This window comes from Thiobacillus thioparus DSM 505 (assembly GCF_000373385.1).
GTDB lineage: Bacteria > Pseudomonadota > Gammaproteobacteria > Burkholderiales > Thiobacillaceae > Thiobacillus > Thiobacillus thioparus.
Genome location: NZ_KB891316.1, coordinates 424061 through 439741 on the forward strand (window position 1 = coordinate 424061; position 15681 = coordinate 439741).

13 protein-coding genes and 2 pseudogenes are annotated in these 15681 nt (G+C 64.1%); 5 read left to right on the plus strand and 10 right to left on the minus strand.

Features of this window, described 5'->3' with window-relative positions:
- The first annotated feature begins 87 nt into the window (after positions 1-87).
- Positions 88-845, plus strand: a pseudogene (locus tag B058_RS18440) (transposase).
- Positions 846-1088: 243 nt separating this feature from the next.
- Here B058_RS18440 and B058_RS0102195 read toward each other — a convergent pair.
- The 8 genes from B058_RS0102195 to B058_RS0102235 form a co-directional block, all read right to left on the minus strand.
- Positions 1089-1484, minus strand: a complete 396-nt coding sequence (locus tag B058_RS0102195; RefSeq protein WP_018506831.1) for a DUF302 domain-containing protein — start codon at positions 1482-1484, stop codon at positions 1089-1091.
- Positions 1485-1566: 82 nt separating this feature from the next.
- The gene (locus tag B058_RS0102200; protein WP_018506832.1) at positions 1567-2043 is read right to left on the minus strand and encodes a c-type cytochrome; all 477 of its coding nucleotides are present in this window, start codon (positions 2041-2043) and stop codon (positions 1567-1569) included.
- Between the two features lie 47 nt (positions 2044-2090).
- On the minus strand, positions 2091-2831 hold the full coding sequence (locus tag B058_RS0102205; protein WP_018506833.1) for a Mut7-C RNAse domain-containing protein: 741 nt from the start codon (positions 2829-2831) through the stop codon (positions 2091-2093).
- A gap of 115 nt (positions 2832-2946) precedes the next feature.
- Positions 2947-3078, minus strand: a complete 132-nt coding sequence (locus B058_RS18390; RefSeq protein ID WP_018506834.1) for a hypothetical protein — start codon at positions 3076-3078, stop codon at positions 2947-2949.
- A 95-nt stretch (positions 3079-3173) separates the two neighbouring features.
- Complete coding sequence (locus B058_RS0102215; protein ID WP_018506835.1) at positions 3174-4754, minus strand: glycerol-3-phosphate dehydrogenase/oxidase; 1581 nt, start codon at positions 4752-4754, stop codon at positions 3174-3176.
- Positions 4751-6238, minus strand: a complete 1488-nt coding sequence (glpK, locus tag B058_RS0102220) for a glycerol kinase GlpK (RefSeq protein WP_018506836.1) — start codon at positions 6236-6238, stop codon at positions 4751-4753. The genes B058_RS0102215 and glpK overlap by 4 nt, the downstream gene beginning before the upstream one ends.
- A 959-nt stretch (positions 6239-7197) precedes the next feature.
- A complete protein-coding gene (gene coq7, locus B058_RS0102230) occupies positions 7198-7821 on the minus strand; it encodes a 2-polyprenyl-3-methyl-6-methoxy-1,4-benzoquinone monooxygenase (protein WP_018506838.1) in 624 nt (207 codons plus the stop codon).
- A 77-nt stretch (positions 7822-7898) separates the two neighbouring features.
- The gene (locus tag B058_RS0102235; protein ID WP_018506839.1) at positions 7899-8987 is read right to left on the minus strand and encodes a TRAP transporter substrate-binding protein; all 1089 of its coding nucleotides are present in this window, start codon (positions 8985-8987) and stop codon (positions 7899-7901) included.
- Between the two features lie 93 nt (positions 8988-9080).
- On the opposite strand from B058_RS0102235, the gene glyA reads away from it, so the two are divergent.
- The 4 genes from glyA (at position 9081) to B058_RS0102255 (ending at position 12734) form a co-directional block, all read left to right on the plus strand.
- A complete protein-coding gene (gene glyA / locus B058_RS0102240) occupies positions 9081-10325 on the plus strand; it encodes a serine hydroxymethyltransferase (RefSeq protein WP_018506840.1) in 1245 nt (414 codons plus the stop codon).
- A gap of 88 nt (positions 10326-10413) precedes the next feature.
- Positions 10414-10896: a transcriptional regulator NrdR gene (gene nrdR, locus B058_RS0102245; RefSeq protein WP_018506841.1), complete on the plus strand. Its 483-nt coding sequence runs from the start codon at positions 10414-10416 to the stop codon at positions 10894-10896.
- A gap of 45 nt (positions 10897-10941) precedes the next feature.
- Entirely contained in the window at positions 10942-11991 is a 1050-nt protein-coding gene (gene ribD, locus B058_RS0102250; RefSeq protein WP_040723399.1) for a bifunctional diaminohydroxyphosphoribosylaminopyrimidine deaminase/5-amino-6-(5-phosphoribosylamino)uracil reductase RibD, read from the plus strand.
- A complete protein-coding gene (locus B058_RS0102255; RefSeq protein ID WP_018506843.1) occupies positions 11988-12734 on the plus strand; it encodes a class I SAM-dependent methyltransferase in 747 nt (248 codons plus the stop codon). The genes ribD and B058_RS0102255 overlap by 4 nt, the downstream gene beginning before the upstream one ends.
- On the opposite strand, the gene B058_RS0102260 is transcribed toward B058_RS0102255, so the two are convergent.
- Positions 12731-13426: an anaerobic ribonucleoside-triphosphate reductase activating protein gene (locus B058_RS0102260; protein ID WP_018506844.1), complete on the minus strand. Its 696-nt coding sequence runs from the start codon at positions 13424-13426 to the stop codon at positions 12731-12733. The two genes, B058_RS0102255 and B058_RS0102260, sit on opposite strands and share 4 nt — an antisense overlap.
- Positions 13423-15642: pseudogene (locus B058_RS0102270) on the minus strand (ribonucleoside triphosphate reductase). Before B058_RS0102270 ends, B058_RS0102260 begins: the two are co-directional and overlap by 4 nt.
- Positions 15643-15681 lie beyond the last annotated feature (39 nt).

Consider the following 15681-nt stretch of genomic DNA (forward strand, 5'->3'; position numbering starts at 1 on the left):
ATGGACCAACCTTTTTATCCCTAGGGAATCCCTGAACAAGTTCCCTACGTTTTAGAGTTCTGACTTCATCATCTACGCGTGTTACCGATGAAGCAGCCAAGCCTTGCCGCCACCGACTTTGCGAAGAAATCCAAACAGAGCGGCGCGGGAAGTTTCTGTTGGAGATGGAAGCCGTCGTGCCGTGGTCAAGGCTGCAGACAGTCATCGAACCCGTTTACCCAAGGCCGGCAATGACTGGCGTCTCTACGAGCTGTCGACCATACTGCGCATCCACTTTATGCAGCAGTGGTTCTACTCCGACGCCACCATGGGAAAAACCCTGCACGACGCCCTCATTACTGCCCCGCCGTCGACCAAGAGCCGGGATGGCCAGCGCGATCCCGAGATGAACCACACGAAGAAGGACAACCAATGACATGTCGGCATGAAAGCGTACATCGGCGTCGACGATCGAAGCGGGCTGGGGCATACCGTCATCAGCACCGCCAAGACATCCGACATGCCGCAGTTCGGCGATTTACTGCATGGCGACGAGGAACGTCTCAGTGCCGACCGGGGTCAGGCTATCCACAGATCCATGCGCGACTTGAAGAGAACCTGATCGAGGACCGAGTAGCCCGCAAGGCCAAGCCTAGCAAGTCGCGAATGCCTGGACGCGCGGACTCAACCATGCGATTGCCAGGCTGCGTGCGATAGGCGAGCATCCGTTCCGGATTCTGAAGCGGCAGTTCGGCTATACGGAGCTTTGCTATCGCAGACTGGCGAAGAGCACTGAGCAACTCGTCACGTTGTTTGCGCTGGGCAACTTGCATCAGGCGAGACGGGCGTTACTGGCGATGGGATGAATCCGCCTGCGATTTGGCGGTTTGCTCCGAAAAAGAGCAATCTGCGAGGAAGGCGGGCGATGATGCGCACGCAAACCTCGTGTCCACTGGTGGAACCGCTCGTTCGCCGGACCGCAGGTTCGGGATCGGCACTTGTTCAGGGTTTCCCTTACGGGTAATACCGTGAGCCTCAAGCTTTCATGGGCCCGTTCGCGGAAACAAAAAAGCCCGCAGTTGCGGGCTTTTTTCTGGCCCTCAAACCGTTCAGGCGGCCAGGCTGTCCTTCACCCGCATCAGGCGCGCACGCGCTTCAGTCGCGACATTGTGCACAGCGGTGTTGCTCACCAGCTTCACCATGATGCCGGGGTCGAGGAAAGACACGGTCACCTTGCCGTCTTCTTCCTCGCGCACGACGACGTTGCAGGGCAGCAGCATGCCGACGTCGGGTTCTGCGGTGATGGCCTGGTGCGCCAGCGGCGGATTGCAGGCGCCGAGGATGCGGTAGGGACGGCCGTCGACGTTGAGCTTGGCCTTCATGGTGGCCTGCACGTCGATGTCGGTGAGCACGCCGAAGCCTTCGGTCTTGAGGGCGGCGGTGACCTTGTCGACGGCTGCGTTGAAAGGACCGCTGATGGTGGTTTCGAATCCGTATTCGCTCATGGGGTTGCTCCAGATGGGTAGGGTTTCAATGGCAGGTATTTTACCTGTCGTCCTCCGCTGACGGCAGAAACGCCAACAAGTTTCACGGCTCCAGCGATTGCTGTTCCATCTTCCACCATAAACGGTACACCGGATCGGACCACAGCGACTTGATATAAGCGACCACGTCCTGCATGTCCTGCTCCGAGAGCTTGCCTTTCCAGGCCGGCATCTTGCCCTGTCCCTGCGGGCTGCCGTCGCGGATCACTTCCAGCAGGGCTGCGGTGGGGTGGTGCCAGGCATGCGCGCTGTCGTCCAGTGGCGGCGGCGGGAACATGCCTTCGGCATCGCGCACGCGCCAGTCGCCCGGCTGTCCCTTGCCCCCGACACCGTGACATTCCATGCAGTGCTTTTCATAGACTGCCTTGCCGCGCGCCACCTGGGTGGTATCCAGCTTGCGATCGAGCGGCGCGGCCTCCGCATCCGCCGCGCCGGACGAACCGGAAGGGGCGTCGTCACAACCGGTCAGCGCCAGCCCGGCCAGCAGGGATGCAAGGATTTGCAGCTTCAAATTTCTCATAGATCCTCCTCCAATCCCACGATGGACCGAACGGCACCGCTCAAGTTTCATGGCGACAGCACGCCATCCAGCATCTGCCGCATATGAAGCCAGTGCGATCCTTCCCAGTACACGCGGCCGCACATGTCGCAGAGGCTGAAACGATCGTAATGCATCCGCACCCTGGGCGGCAGCCGGTCCACCACGCTGGCCTTGTCGACCGGACGCAGCGGCACATTGCAATGCAGGCACAGGGCGAATGGCCGCGCGCTGCGTGCCAGGTCGAGCCGTTCGACAATCTCCTGCAACTGAGCTTCCGGTTTCAGCGCATGCACGTAGCAGCCGTGCGTCACCGCGCGGCGCTTCAGCAGTTCGCGATCGCGCGTCAGTACGATGCGGCCGTCCTGCTCGCATATCGCCACGATGGCGTCGTCGTGGATGTGGTTGTCGTACAAGGTGTCGAATCCCAGCATGCGCAGCATGCGGGCCAGTCCGCCGAGATGCGCATCGGCGACGAAACGGGGAGTACGCAAAGGATACTCGCGCACCCGCACACGGGGTGCCACGTCCATCGCCTCGAAGCGCGGATACGCCTCCACCCGGTCGCCGTCCTGCAGCAATCGGCCGAAGCCGACCGATTCGCCATTCACCAGGATCAGCTCCACTTCAGTGTGCGGCACGCCCAGCGCCTCGATCATGTGCTTGGTCGTGGCAGCCTCCGCGCACGGCACGGTGAACGCCTGCCTGCGCCGCGCCGGCGCCAGGAAGTCGTTCAGTTCCTCATGGAAGCGGAAGGTGGCGGTCACCATAGGCCACTATTTTCACCTTTTGCGGCTGCCCGTAAAACCTGTTCTCCCAGCCCGACCGATGCCCCCAATGCAAAAACGCCACCTGGGCGGTGGCGTTTTTCGGTTCCATCAACGATCAGTGCGGGACCTTGATGGGCTTGCCTGTTTTGGAGGGGGCAGTGATGAACGATCCGACAGGAACCACAACCTGTTTGGGTTTCTTGGGTTTCTTGGCTTCCTTGTTTCCGCGTAACTGGCCTTTTGCCATGATGATGCTCCTTGCAACGTCTTCAGAAAACCGTGCCGCCTCAACGGCAACACAGCACAGACCGATCATAGGCGCTTGCGCAGGAAAACCTAGCGTTATCTTGCAACCCCGGACTCGCATGCCAGATAAGCCTGGGCGAACCCCGCAAACGCCGCCACTTCACGCGCCTGCCAGGCAGTGTCGCGCCCCAGTGCGCCGGCCAGCAAGGCCGCCACATTAGGCGCAGCCTCGATGCTGGCGCGCGCGTCGAGCAGCAATGCGCGGGTACGCCGCGCCAGCACGTCCTGCACGCTGCGCGCCATTTCGTGACGGGCCGCCCATTCCACTTCGGCACCGATATAGGGCAGCCTCGGATGCAAACGAGCCGCCCACTCCGGTCGTGTCTGCGCCAGCGCCAGTATCGCAGCAGCATCCGAACCATAGGCACGCAACGGGGCCGGCGCGGGATCGGGGGTAGCACCGTGCAGGAGCAGGTCCGCCGTCCGGCCGGGACGGTCAGGCAACTGCGCGACACGCGCGGCAAGGTCGACGGCCTGCTCGGCCATCTCGCGATAAGTCGTCCACTTGCCGCCGGTGATGCTGACCAGACCGGATTCCTCGCGCAACAGGTGGTCGCGTGCCAGTGCCGCAGTGTTGTGTCCACTGCCGACGCGCACCAGCGGACGCAACCCGGCGTACACGCTCAGCACGTCCTTTCTCTGCGGCACGTCCTGCAGGTAGCGTCCGGCGTGTTCGAGCAGGAAATCGATCTCTGCCGGCTGCGCGCGGGGCTCGGCCGTTGCATCGTCGACCGGCACGTCGGTGGTACCGACCAGCAGGCGGTCCTGCCAGGGAATGATGAAGAGCACGCGGTCGTCGTCGGTGCGCGGCACCATGAGCGCATTGCGCCCGGGCAGGAAGCGCCGATCCAGCACGATGTGCGCCCCCTGGCTGGGCACCACCCACGCGGCGGTTCCGGGTTCGGCCATGCGGCGGATCGAATCGCAGAATACCCCGGTCGCGTTGACGACCACGCGCGCAGGCATCTCGTGCTCCGTGCCGGTCTCGCGATCGCGCGCCACCACGCCGCTCACCGGCGTGCCCGGCCCGCTGGTGCGCAGCAAACCCACTACCGTGCAATAGTTGACGAGCGTGGCGCCGTGGTCCCAGGCACTTTGCGCCAGACAGACCGCGAGGCGGGCGTCGTCGAACTGGCCGTCGTGATACAGCACGCCGCCGCGCAAGCCGCTGGCGCGCAGCGTCGGCAGCTCGCGGCGGGTCTCGGCCGCGCTGAGCCGCCGCGAGCGCCCCAGGCGGGCGCGCCCGGCCAGGCGTTCGTAGAGCCCCAGGCCGAAGCCGTAGTACAGACTTTCGCCGCGCTTGTAAGCCGGGATGATGAAGGGCTGCTCGCTGGACAGATGCGGGGCGTTGGCCAGCACACGGGTGCGTTCGCGCAGCGCGCCCATGACCAGCTTGATGTTGCCCTGGCGCAGGTAGCGCACGCCGCCGTGCAGCAGCTTGGTACTGCGGCTGGAGGTGGCCTGGGCAAAATCGTCGCGTTCCAGCAGCAGCGTGTCGTAGCCGCGCGTGGCAGCGTCGAGCGCGATGCCGAGGCCGGTGGCGCCGCCGCCGATCACGATCATGTCCCAGGGCGTGCGCCGCGCCGCGAGACGCCCGATCGCCTCATCCCGGTTCATGGCTCGGCCCAGCCCTTGGAACGCTCCACCGCGCGCGCCCAGTTTCCGCGCAGCTCGGCGACCTGATCGCGCCCCATGGCCGGCTCGAACACGCGCTCGACCTGCCATTGCGCGGCGACCTCGTCCAGCCCGCCCCAGTAGCCCACCGCCAGGCCGGCCAGGTAGGCCGCCCCCAGCGCCGTCGTTTCGGTGACCATCGGACGCAGCACCGGCACCCCCAGCAGGTCGGCCTGGAACTGCATGAGCGCATTGTTGGCGGTGGCGCCGCCGTCTACCCGCAGCTCGCCGAGGGCGAGACCGGAATCAGCCTGCATCGCGGCGATCAGGTCGCTCACCTGGTAGGCAATCGATTCCAGCGCGGCACGCGCCAGATGGCCGGCCGTGGTGCCGCGCGTGATGCCATGGATGGACCCGCGCGCGTATGGGTCCCAGTGCGGCGCGCCGAGGCCGACGAACGCCGGCACCAGATAGATCCCGCCATTGTCCGGCACGCTCGCCGCCAGTGCTTCCACCTCGGAGGCGTGGCGGATGATGCCCAGCCCGTCGCGCAGCCATTGCACCACTGCGCCGGCGATGAAGATGCTGCCTTCGAGTGCATAACTCGGGCGGCCCGCGATGCGCCACGCCGTGGTGGTGATCAGGCGGTTGCGCGAGGGAATCGGCGTGTCGCCGGTGTTCATCAGCATGAAGCAGCCGGTGCCGTAGGTATTCTTGACCATGCCGCGCTGCGTGCAGGCCTGGCCGAGCAATGCGGCGTGCTGGTCGCCCGCCATTCCCGCGATGGGGATGCACCCCGCGCCCAGCAGATCGGTGTCGCCGTACACGTCGCTGGAGTCGCGCACCTCGGGCAGCATGGCGCGCGGCACCCGCATGCATGCCAGCAGCTCGTCGTCCCATGCCTGCTGCGCGATGTCGAACAGCAATGTGCGCGAGGCATTGGTCGCGTCGGTGACATGCAGCGTACCGCCGCTGAGCTTCCACAACAGCCAGCTGTCGATGGTGCCGAACGCCAGTTCACCCGCCTCGGCGCGGCGCCGCGCATCGGGCACGTTGTCGAGTATCCAGCGCAGCTTGGTGCCCGAGAGGTAAGCGTCGAGCACCAGCCCCGTCTTGCGCTGGAACAGCGCTTCGTGACCCGCCGCGCGCAGTTCGTCGCACAGGCCCGCGGTGCGCCGGTCCTGCCACACGATGGCACGGTACACCGGCTGTCCGGTGCGCCGGTCCCACACGACCGTGGTCTCGCGCTGGTTGGTGATGCCGATGGCGACGATGTCGCGCCCCGACAAGCCGGCCTGTGTAATCGCCTCGGCGGCGACGCCAAGCTGCGTCGACCAGATCTCGTTGGGGTCGTGCTCGACCCAGCCCGGCTGCAGGAAGATCTGCCGGAACTCTTTTTGCGCGATGGATTTGATCTGGCCTGCATGATCGAACACGATCGCGCGGGAACTCGTGGTGCCCTGGTCGAGCGCGAGCACGTATTGCATGTTCACCTCCGGTTGTGAGCCGTGAGCCACTCTTGTTGTCGTCAAACGATATTCGCGGTGTCGTTCAGCACTACGAAGACGGATTGATACAGCGCCTATCGGCGCAAGGATGTGTTGCGACTTGTCTAACGCTACCTTGATGTCATGCTAACACGCGGGATTTTTCTGCTTATTCGAATTGGCAATGAAATACCCAGTTTCACCAGAACAAGACCGACCATGCAACGGAGCGTGCTATAAACCTTTTGGATTTCTGGATAGACACCTATTCAAATGTTTATTTAATATTATGTTGCTAGGAGTACTCAGGGAAGATGAGCATCGATTGGAACTTGGTTGCGGCGGTAGGTATGCCAATTGTCACGCTGTTTCTTGGTGCCTTCATAAACCATCTCGTGGAGAGTCGGCCAAAGCTTATCTCTCACTTGGGGTTCATCTCATCGCACCGGCTGGAACCGCAAGCAGATGGGACGCTGGGAGCAATCGTCAATACTCACTCCGTTATCATAAAAAACACGGGGCGTAAGGCTGCAACCAATGTTCGACTCGGGCACAACTTTCTGCCAAACGTTAACGTCTATCCCGATGTTGCGTACGAAATCAGAGACCTTCCTGGGGGCGGGAAAGAAATGGTATTCCCAACCCTTGTGCCTAGGAAGGAGGTAAGCGTCAATTATCTGTACTTCGCGCCTGACACATGGGAGCGCGTGAACACACACGTCGAGTCAGATGATGGCCCAGCCAAAGTTGTGACTGTACTTCTTCAGCCCCAGCCTAAACCGTGGCTGCTTAGGCTTGTATGGACATTGATAGTTATTGGCGTAATTACGTGCTGTTATCTTTTTTTCACGGCCATTCGTTCGCTCGCAACATAACCAGCATCTTCAAGCGATGCACTGACGCGAGCGCCTTAACCGAGCCAAGCCGTTAATGCTCGTAGCAGCCGCCCTCCCCCAATGTTAAATCCGACTCGCCGTCTGCCGCATCACGTTGGCAGCAAAGCGCATCGCCTGCTTGACCGGAAACGGCAACGGCGCACCGCCATGATCGACCGCGGTCTGCGCGTGCTGCGCTTCGTCGACTTTCATCTGTTCGACCACCGCACGGCTCTTCGCGTCGGCTTCCGGCAGTTTCTGCAAATGGCCATCGAGATGCGCCTCGACCTGACGCTCGGTTTCGGCGAGGAAGCCGAGGTTCCATTTGTCACCCAGCAGTCCGGCGACGACACCCATACCGAACGCGCCGCCGAACCACAGCGGATTCAACAGGCTCTTGCGGCCGCCGAGTTCGTTGATGCGCGTCTCGCACCAGGCGAGGTGGTCGGTCTCCTCGCGCGCCGCCTGTTCGAGTTCGGCACGCACACCCTCATTCTTGGCGGTCAGCGCCTGACCGGCATACAGCGCCTGGGCGCAGATTTCGCCGACATGGTTGACGCGCATGAGCGCGGCGGCCTGGGCTTTTTCCGCCTCGCTCAGGTCGGCTTCCGGCCCGGCGCCGGGATAGGGGCGGCCGGCGTGGGGGCTGGCGAAGACGGTGCGCAAGCCGAGGTCGAAGGTGGTGATGAGCTGGTCGAGTTTGTTCATGGTGCCTCGGTTTTCTCTCTGGCGAGCATGCCCTTCGACAAGCTCAGGGCGAACGGTGCTCGGGGTGAGCACCGGAATCATTTTACAAAGTAATTGAAGTTGGCATACGCCGCTTCCGCAACCTTGAACCACTGGAACTCGGTATCGCGGAACTGCTTCCACGCACGGTAGATCGCGGCGAAGTCGGGGTCGGTCCGGGCCTCTTCCTCATACATCTGGAAGCTGGCGCGGCGGGCGGCGAGCATCACGTCCTTGGGATAGGCGTGCAACTTGACGCCCTGTCCCACCAGGCGAAGCAGGGCGGGCGGGTTCTGGACGTCATATCGCGCGAGCATCAGCTGGTTGGCCTCGGCGCTGGCCGCTTCGAAGGCCTGGCGATACGATTCGGGCAGGGCGTGCCACGCAGCCTGGTTGACGTAGAAGGAGAGCTGCGCTTCCCCTTCCCACCAGCCGGGGTAGTAATAGTGCTTGGCGATCCGGTGGAAGCCGAGCTTTTCGTCATCGTAGGGGCCCACCCATTCGGCGGCGTCAATCGCGCCGCGTTCGAGCGCGGGATAGATGTCGCTGCCGGGCAGGGTTTGCGGGACCACGCCGAGCCGCGCCATGATCTGGCCGCCGATGCCGGGGATGCGCATTTTCAGGCCCTTGAGATCGGCCAGCGACTTGATCTCCTTGCGGAACCAGCCGCCCATCTGGGTGCCGGTGTTGCCGCCGGGGAACTGCACCACGTTGTATTTGGCGTAAAGTGCGCGCATCGCCGAGAGGCCGCCACCGGCGTACATCCAGGCATTCTGCTGGCGCGCGGTGAGGCCGAACGGCACCGCGCAGTCGAAGGCCAGCGCCATGTTCTTGCCGACGTAGTAATAGCCGGCCGAGTGCCAGCACTCGACCGTGCCATTGCCGACCGCGTCGAGCACCTGCAGGCCGGGCACCAGTTCGCCGCCAGCGAACACGCGGATCTGGAATTTGCCGCCGGTGAGCGCGGCCACGCGTTTGCTCAGGGTTTCCGCCGTGTCATACAGGATGGTCAGGCTCTTGGGGAAGCTCGACGCCAGCCGCCAGCGAATCGACGGCAACTGCGTCCCTTCGGCAGGCGCGGCCTGTGCGGCGGACAGCGGCAGCACGGCGGCCACGCCGGCACCCGCCAGAAAGTCTCGTCTTTGCATGAATCCACTCCGGTTTTGGCCGATTATACGAGCCGCCGCGAAACCGCTGCGTGTTAAAATCGCGTTCTTTCAAGCCCTGCCCGACTGCCATCCATGTTCAACCGTCAAGACACCCTCGCCAAGACCGATCCCGACCTGTGGGCCGCGATCCAGAAAGAAGACCAGCGCCAGCAGGACCACATCGAGCTGATCGCGTCGGAAAACTACACCAGCCCGGCGGTGATGCAGGCGCAGGGCTCGCAGCTCACCAACAAGTACGCCGAGGGCTATCCCGGCAAGCGCTACTACGGCGGCTGCGAATACGTCGACATCGTCGAGCAGCTGGCGATCGACCGCGTGAAGGCACTGTTCGGCGCCGAAGCCGCCAACGTGCAGCCCAACTCCGGCTCGCAGGCCAACCAGGCGGTGTTCATGGCCTTCTTGAAGCCCGGCGACACCATCATGGGCATGAGCCTGGCCGAAGGCGGCCACCTCACCCACGGCATGGCGTTGAACATGTCGGGCAAGTGGTTCAACGTGGTGGCCTACGGCCTCAACGAGAAGGAAGAGATCGACTATCCGAAAATGGAAGCGCTGGCGCGCGAACACAAACCGAAGCTGATCATCGCCGGCGCCTCGGCTTATGCGCTGCGCATCGACTTCGAGCGCTTCGCCAAAATTGCGAAGGAGATCGGCGCGATCTTCATGGTCGACATGGCGCACTACGCGGGCCTGATCGCCGCGGGCGTCTACCCCAGCCCGGTGCCGCACGCCGACGTCGTCACCTCGACCACCCACAAGACCCTGCGCGGCCCGCGCGGCGGCATCATCCTGATGAAGGCCGAGCACGAGAAGGCGATCAACTCGGCGATCTTCCCCGGCCTGCAGGGCGGTCCGCTGATACACGTCATCGCCGGCAAGGCGGTGGCGTTCAAGGAAGCGTCGACCAAGGCATTCAAGCTCTACCAGGAGCAGGTCATCGACAACGCGCTGGTGATGTGCAAAGTGCTGGTCGAGCGCGGCCTCAGGATCATCTCCGGCCGTACCGAGAGCCACGTCTTCCTGGTCGATCTGCAACCCAAGAACCTCACCGGCAAGGAAGCCGAAGCGCTGCTCGGCCGCGCCCACATCACGGTCAACAAGAATTCCATCCCCAACGACCCGCAGAAGCCTTTCGTCACCAGCGGCATCCGCATCGGCACCCCGGCGATGACCACACGCGGCTTCAAGGAGCTCGAAGCCGAGCAACTGGCGAACCTGATCGCCGACGTGCTGGAAGCGCCGAATGACGAAGCGGTGATCGAACGGGTGAAGGGTGAAGTGGCGAAGCTGACGGCGAAGTTTCCGGTGTATGGGTGAGCGGTAAGCAGGAAGCGGTGAGCGGAAAAAACCTCACCGCTAACTTATCTACCCACCGCTTACTGCTCGCTGCTTACCGCTCACCAAAATGAAGTGTCCCTTCTGCGGCTCCCTCGACACCCAGGTCATCGACTCCCGCGTCAATGAGGCGGGCGATGCGATCCGCCGCCGCCGCCGCTGCGCCGCGTGCGACAAGCGCTTCACCACCTGGGAGACCGCCGAGCTGCGGCCGCCGCAGATCGTCAAGTCCAACGGCACACGTGAAGACTTTTCCGAAACCAAGCTGCGCGAGGGTTTCCGCCGCGCACTGCACAAGCGCCCGGTGTCCACCGAACTGGCCGACGCCGCGGTCGACCGCATTCGTCAGCGCCTGCTGACGCTGGGCGAGCGCGAAGTGCCCGCGCGCGAAGTCGGCGAACTGGTAATGAGCGAACTGAAGAAGCTCGACAAGATCGCCTACATCCGCTTCGCCTCGGTGTACAAGAGCTTCCAGGACCCGGACGATTTCCGCGAGATGCTGCAGGACCTGGAACGCACGCCGCCGCAGGGCGTGGACGACCTCTTCGAATAGTCTGCCGTGCGTGCCGACCGCCACTCCGCCGCCGATCACCTGCACATGACCCGCGCGCTGCAACTTGCCGCGCACGGGCTTTACACCACCAGTCCCAACCCGCGCGTCGGCTGCGTCATCGTCAAGGACGGGCGCATCATCGGCGAAGGTTGGCATGAACGCGCCGGTACCCCGCACGCCGAAATCCATGCCCTTCAAGCCGCGGGCGAGGCGGCACGCGGCGCGACGGTGTACGTCACGCTCGAACCCTGCTCGCACCACGGCCGCACGCCGCCCTGCGCCGAAGCGCTGATCAACGCGGGCGTGGCGCACGTGGTGGCGGCGATGAGCGACCCCAATCCGCTGGTCGCCGGTGGGGGCATATCGATGCTGACGCTGGCCGGCATCCAGGCCGAAGTCGGGCTGATGGAGGCCGAGGCGCGCGCACTCAATCCCGGTTTCATCTCGCGCATGACGCGGCAGCGCCCCTGGGTGCGCCTCAAGACCGCATCGACGCTCGATGGCAAGACCGCGCTCGCCAACGGCGCGTCGCAGTGGATCACCGGCGAGGCGGCCCGCACCGACGTGCAGCGCCTGCGCGCACGCGCCTGCGCCATTCTCACCGGCAGCGGCACTGTGCTGGCCGACAATCCGCGCATGAATGTGCGCGATCTGGATATCGGCCGCCAGCCGCTGCGGGTGGTTGTCGATTCGACCCTGCGCACGCCCGCGGATGCCGCCATCCTGCCCGCGCTGATCGCCTGTCACCATGCCGACCCTGCTGCGCGCGCCGCGCTCGAACAGGCCGGTGCGGAAGTGATCGCGTTGCCGGGGACGGGCGGCCGCGTCGACCTCGCCGCACTGCTCGTGCTGCTGGCGCAGCGCGGCGTCAACGAACTGCACGTCGAAGCCGGCGCCGCGCTCAATGGCGCGCTGATCAAAGCCGGGCTGGTCGACGAATGGGTGGCCTACATGGCGCCGATGGCGGTTGGCGACGCCGCGCGCGGGCTGTTCGCGATGCCTCCGCTGGCAACGCTGGCCGACGCCGCCCGCTTCAAACTGGCCGATGTGCGGCAGATCGGCGACGATCTGCGCCTGACGCTGCTGCCGGCGTGAGCGGATTCAAGGACCACTTCTCCAGCGCGTCCGACCGCTACGCGGCCTATCGCCCCGACTATCCCGCTCCGCTTTTTACCTGGCTTGCCGGCCGATGCGCGGAACACGATATCGCGTGGGATTGCGCCACCGGCAGCGGCCAGGCCGCGCTGGGGCTGGCACCGCATTTCCGGCGGGTCGCCGCCACCGACGCTTCGGCCGAGCAGATCCGCCACGCCGCGCCCCATCCCGCGATCGAATTCCGGGTAGCCCCCGCCGAAGCCAGCGGCCTGGCGGAGCGCAGCGTCGATCTCGTCACCGTCGCGCAGGCGGCGCACTGGTTCGACCTGCCGCGTTTTTACGCCGAGGTGGCGCGCGTGCTGAAACCCGGCGGCGTACTTGCCCTGTGGGGCTACGGCCGCATGGTGCTGCCGGGGGAATTGGATGCGCCGTTCCAGCGCTTTTATGCCGAAACGGTCGGCCCCTACTGGCCGCCCGAGCGCGCGCTGATCGACAACGGCTATCGCAGCCTGGATTTTCCGTTTGCGGAAATCGAAGCGCCCGCATTTCGAATCGACGTTGCGTGGAGCCTGCCCCGGCTGATTGCGTATCTCTCCACCTGGTCGGCGGTCAAGCGTTACCAGGACGCTCAAGGGCTGGATCCGCTGCCGGCGCTGATGGCCGAACTGGCGCCCGCGTGGGGCGATATGGACACGGCCCGGCCGTTGCAGTGGCCGCTTTTCCTGCGCGTCGGCCGGCGTTAAGCCCTCACCCGAAAATCCTCGAACAACCCGGCCAGATCGTCGCCCACCGCCTGCAGGGGACGGTCGCGTTCCGTGTTCCCGCACAAGCCTTTATCCTGGCACCCCTGGCTACGGAAAGCCTGGATGACGTAATGCTTCACGCCGCGTGCGGCAAGGTCGCGCGCCATGTCTGCCAGGTCTGAATCGCTCAACAGGACAGGATGCACGGTCGTGCGGACCTCATGGTCGACGCTGGACGCCAGGACCTGCTGCAAGCCGGCCAGAGCGCGCGCCCCGCTGCCGGCTGCGCCGGTGATGCGCGGATACGCTGCAAACGGCGCCTTCACGTCCATCCCCACCCAGTCGACCAGCGGCAACACTGTCTCCAGTTTCTCTGGATACATGCCGCCGGTGTGTAGACCGATCTGGAACCCGAGCGTACGCACTTCGCGTATCGCATCTGCCAGGCTCGCCTGCAGCGTCGGTTCGCCGCCGGAAAACACCACGCCGTCGAGCAGTCCCTGACGGCGATGCAGGAAGGCCAGCACCGCCTCCCAGGGAATTTCGTGTTCGCCGCGCGCAGGAATCAGGTCGGGATTATGGCAATAGCGGCAACGCCAGGGGCAGCCCTGGCAGAACACCACCGCAGCCAGCATGCCGGGCCAGTCTGTGGTGGACAGCGGCGTGAAGCCGCCGACACGAAGCACGGTCATCCCATCCTGCAACGGCTTTCGACGAAGAAGCGCCGTTCGCGGTGCTCGCTCTTCTTGCCCGTGTTGAAACTCGTCACCGGGCGGTGATAGCCCATCACCCGGGTCCACACCTCGCAGCGGGTGCGTTCCGCGTCCGTCAGGGCGGCGGCGTTAAGGGCTTGGGTCGGAACAGTCATATCATTCATCTCGGTCTCCTTGGGTTAAACAGCGACGGCACGTTTGCGGGACAGGGCTTCCTCGTCGCATGCCGGGCAGAACTCGTGTTCGCCGGCGAGATAGCCATGCTTGGGACAAATCGAAAAGGTCGGCGTGATGGTGATGTAGGGCAGGCGGAAGCGTTCCAGCGAACGACGCACCAGTTTCTTGCACGCCTCGGCGGACGAGATGTGCTCCGACATGTAGAGATGCAGCACGGTACCGCCGGTGTACTTGCGCTGCAGATCGTCCTGCCGCTCCAGCGCCTCGAAGGCATCGTCGGTGAACCCCACCGGCAGCTGCGACGAGTTGGTGTAATACGGCGCGTCAACCGTGCCCGCCTGCAGGATGTCCGGATAGCGCTTGGCGTCTTCCTTGGCGAAGCGGTAGGTGGTGCCCTCGGCCGGGGTGGCTTCCAGGTTGTACATGTGGCCGGTTTCTTCCTGGTACGCGGCGATGCGGCCACGGATGTGGTCGAGCAGGCGCACCGCGAAATCGTGGCCCCATTCAGTCGTGATGTCGTGCTCGTCGGCGGTGAAGTTGCGGATCATCTCGTTGACGCCGTTGACGCCGATGGTCGAGAAGTGGTTGCGCAGCGTGCCGAGATAGCGCTTGGTATAGGGAAAGAGGCCGTTATCCATCAGGCGCTGGATTTCCTTGCGCTTGATCTCGAGGCCATTGCGCGCCATGTCGAGCAACGCGTCGAGGCGGCGCAGCAGCGCGGCTTCGTCACCTTGGTATTCGTAGCCGAGACGCGCGCAGTTGACCGTCACCACGCCCACGCTGCCGGTCTGCTCGGCCGAGCCGAACAGACCGTTGCCGCGCTTCAGGAGCTCGCGCAGGTCGAGCTGCAGGCGACAGCACATCGAGCGGATGTGGTTCGGCTTCATCTCCGAATTGATGAAGTTCTGGAAGTACGGCAGGCCGTAGCGCGCGGTCATGGCGAACAGGCGCTCGGCGTTTTCCGACTCCCAGGGGAAATCGGGCGTCATGTTGTAGGTGGGGATGGGGAAGGTGAAGACCCTTCCTTTCGCGTCGCCCGTGGTCATCACCTCGATGTAGGCGCGGTTGATCATGTCCATCTCGGCCTGCAGTTCGCCGTAGCTGAAGGGCATTTCCTTGCCACCGATCACCGGCACCTGCTCGCGCAGATCCTCCGGGCAGGTCCAGTCGAAGGTGAGGTTGGTGAACGGCGTCTGCGTGCCCCAACGCGACGGCACGTTGAGGTTGTAGATCAGTTCCTGGATGCACTGGCGCACCTGGTCGTAGCTCATCGCGTCGTTGCGGATGAACGGCGCCATGTAGGTGTCGAACGAGGAGAAGGCCTGCGCCCCCGCCCATTCGTTTTGCAGCGTACCGAGGAAATTGACGATCTGGCCGACCGCCGAGGACATGTGCTTGGGCGGTCCCGCCTCGACCTTGCCGGGCACACCGTTGAGGCCTTCATGCAGTAGGGTGCGCAACGACCAGCCGGCGCAATAACCCGCCAGCATGTCGAGATCGTGGATGTGAAGCGAGCCGTCGCGATGCGCCGCGCCCAGTTCGGGCGGGTAGACGTGGTTGAGCCAGTAGTTGGCCACCACCTTGCCGGAGACGTTGAGGATGAGGCCGCCCAGCGAGTAACCCTGGTTGGCGTTGGCGTTGACGCGCCAGTCCTGGCGCGACAGGTATTCGTTGATCGACGCTTCCACGTCGACCAGCGTCTTGCGGTCCTCGCGCAGCTTCTTGTGGCTCTCGCGATAGGCGATGTAGGCGCGTGCCGTGTGAAGGTGATTGGCGGCGATCAGGCTTTGCTCGACGACATCCTGAATGCGCTCGATGTCAGGCGGCGCGTTGCGGAAGCTATGCATCAGTACCTTCATCACCTGGGCGGTCAGCAAATCGGCTTCGGCCTCGCCGAATTCCCCGCTGGCCTGTCCGGCCCGCAGCAGGGCCGAACGGATCTTCGCCACGTCGAATCGCGCCCGCTGGCCGTCGCGCTTGATGACTTCGCCTGGCATTGCTGCTATTACTGAATTCATCCCACCCTCCTTTTAAACAACATCTTGTGTGTTGCGTGC

What these genes read in the sequence shown, in the direction of transcription:
- B058_RS0102195 (WP_018506831.1), bottom strand. Translation starts at nt 1,484, where the DNA reads ATGAGCGAATACGGATTCGAAACCACCATCAGCGGTCCTTTCAACGCA.
- B058_RS0102200 (WP_018506832.1), bottom strand. Translation starts at nt 2,043, where the DNA reads ATGAGAAATTTGAAGCTGCAAATCCTTGCATCCCTGCTGGCCGGGCTG.
- B058_RS0102205 (WP_018506833.1), bottom strand. Translation starts at nt 2,831, where the DNA reads ATGGTGACCGCCACCTTCCGCTTCCATGAGGAACTGAACGACTTCCTG.
- B058_RS18390 (WP_018506834.1), bottom strand. Translation starts at nt 3,078, where the DNA reads ATGGCAAAAGGCCAGTTACGCGGAAACAAGGAAGCCAAGAAACCCAAG.
- B058_RS0102215 (WP_018506835.1), bottom strand. Translation starts at nt 4,754, where the DNA reads ATGAACCGGGATGAGGCGATCGGGCGTCTCGCGGCGCGGCGCACGCCC.
- glpK (WP_018506836.1), bottom strand. Translation starts at nt 6,238, where the DNA reads ATGCAATACGTGCTCGCGCTCGACCAGGGCACCACGAGTTCCCGCGCG.
- coq7 (WP_018506838.1), bottom strand. Translation starts at nt 7,821, where the DNA reads ATGAACAAACTCGACCAGCTCATCACCACCTTCGACCTCGGCTTGCGC.
- B058_RS0102235 (WP_018506839.1), bottom strand. Translation starts at nt 8,987, where the DNA reads ATGCAAAGACGAGACTTTCTGGCGGGTGCCGGCGTGGCCGCCGTGCTG.
- glyA (WP_018506840.1), top strand. Translation starts at nt 9,081, where the DNA reads ATGTTCAACCGTCAAGACACCCTCGCCAAGACCGATCCCGACCTGTGG.
- nrdR (WP_018506841.1), top strand. Translation starts at nt 10,414, where the DNA reads ATGAAGTGTCCCTTCTGCGGCTCCCTCGACACCCAGGTCATCGACTCC.
- ribD (WP_040723399.1), top strand. Translation starts at nt 10,942, where the DNA reads ATGACCCGCGCGCTGCAACTTGCCGCGCACGGGCTTTACACCACCAGT.
- B058_RS0102260 (WP_018506844.1), bottom strand. Translation starts at nt 13,426, where the DNA reads ATGACCGTGCTTCGTGTCGGCGGCTTCACGCCGCTGTCCACCACAGAC.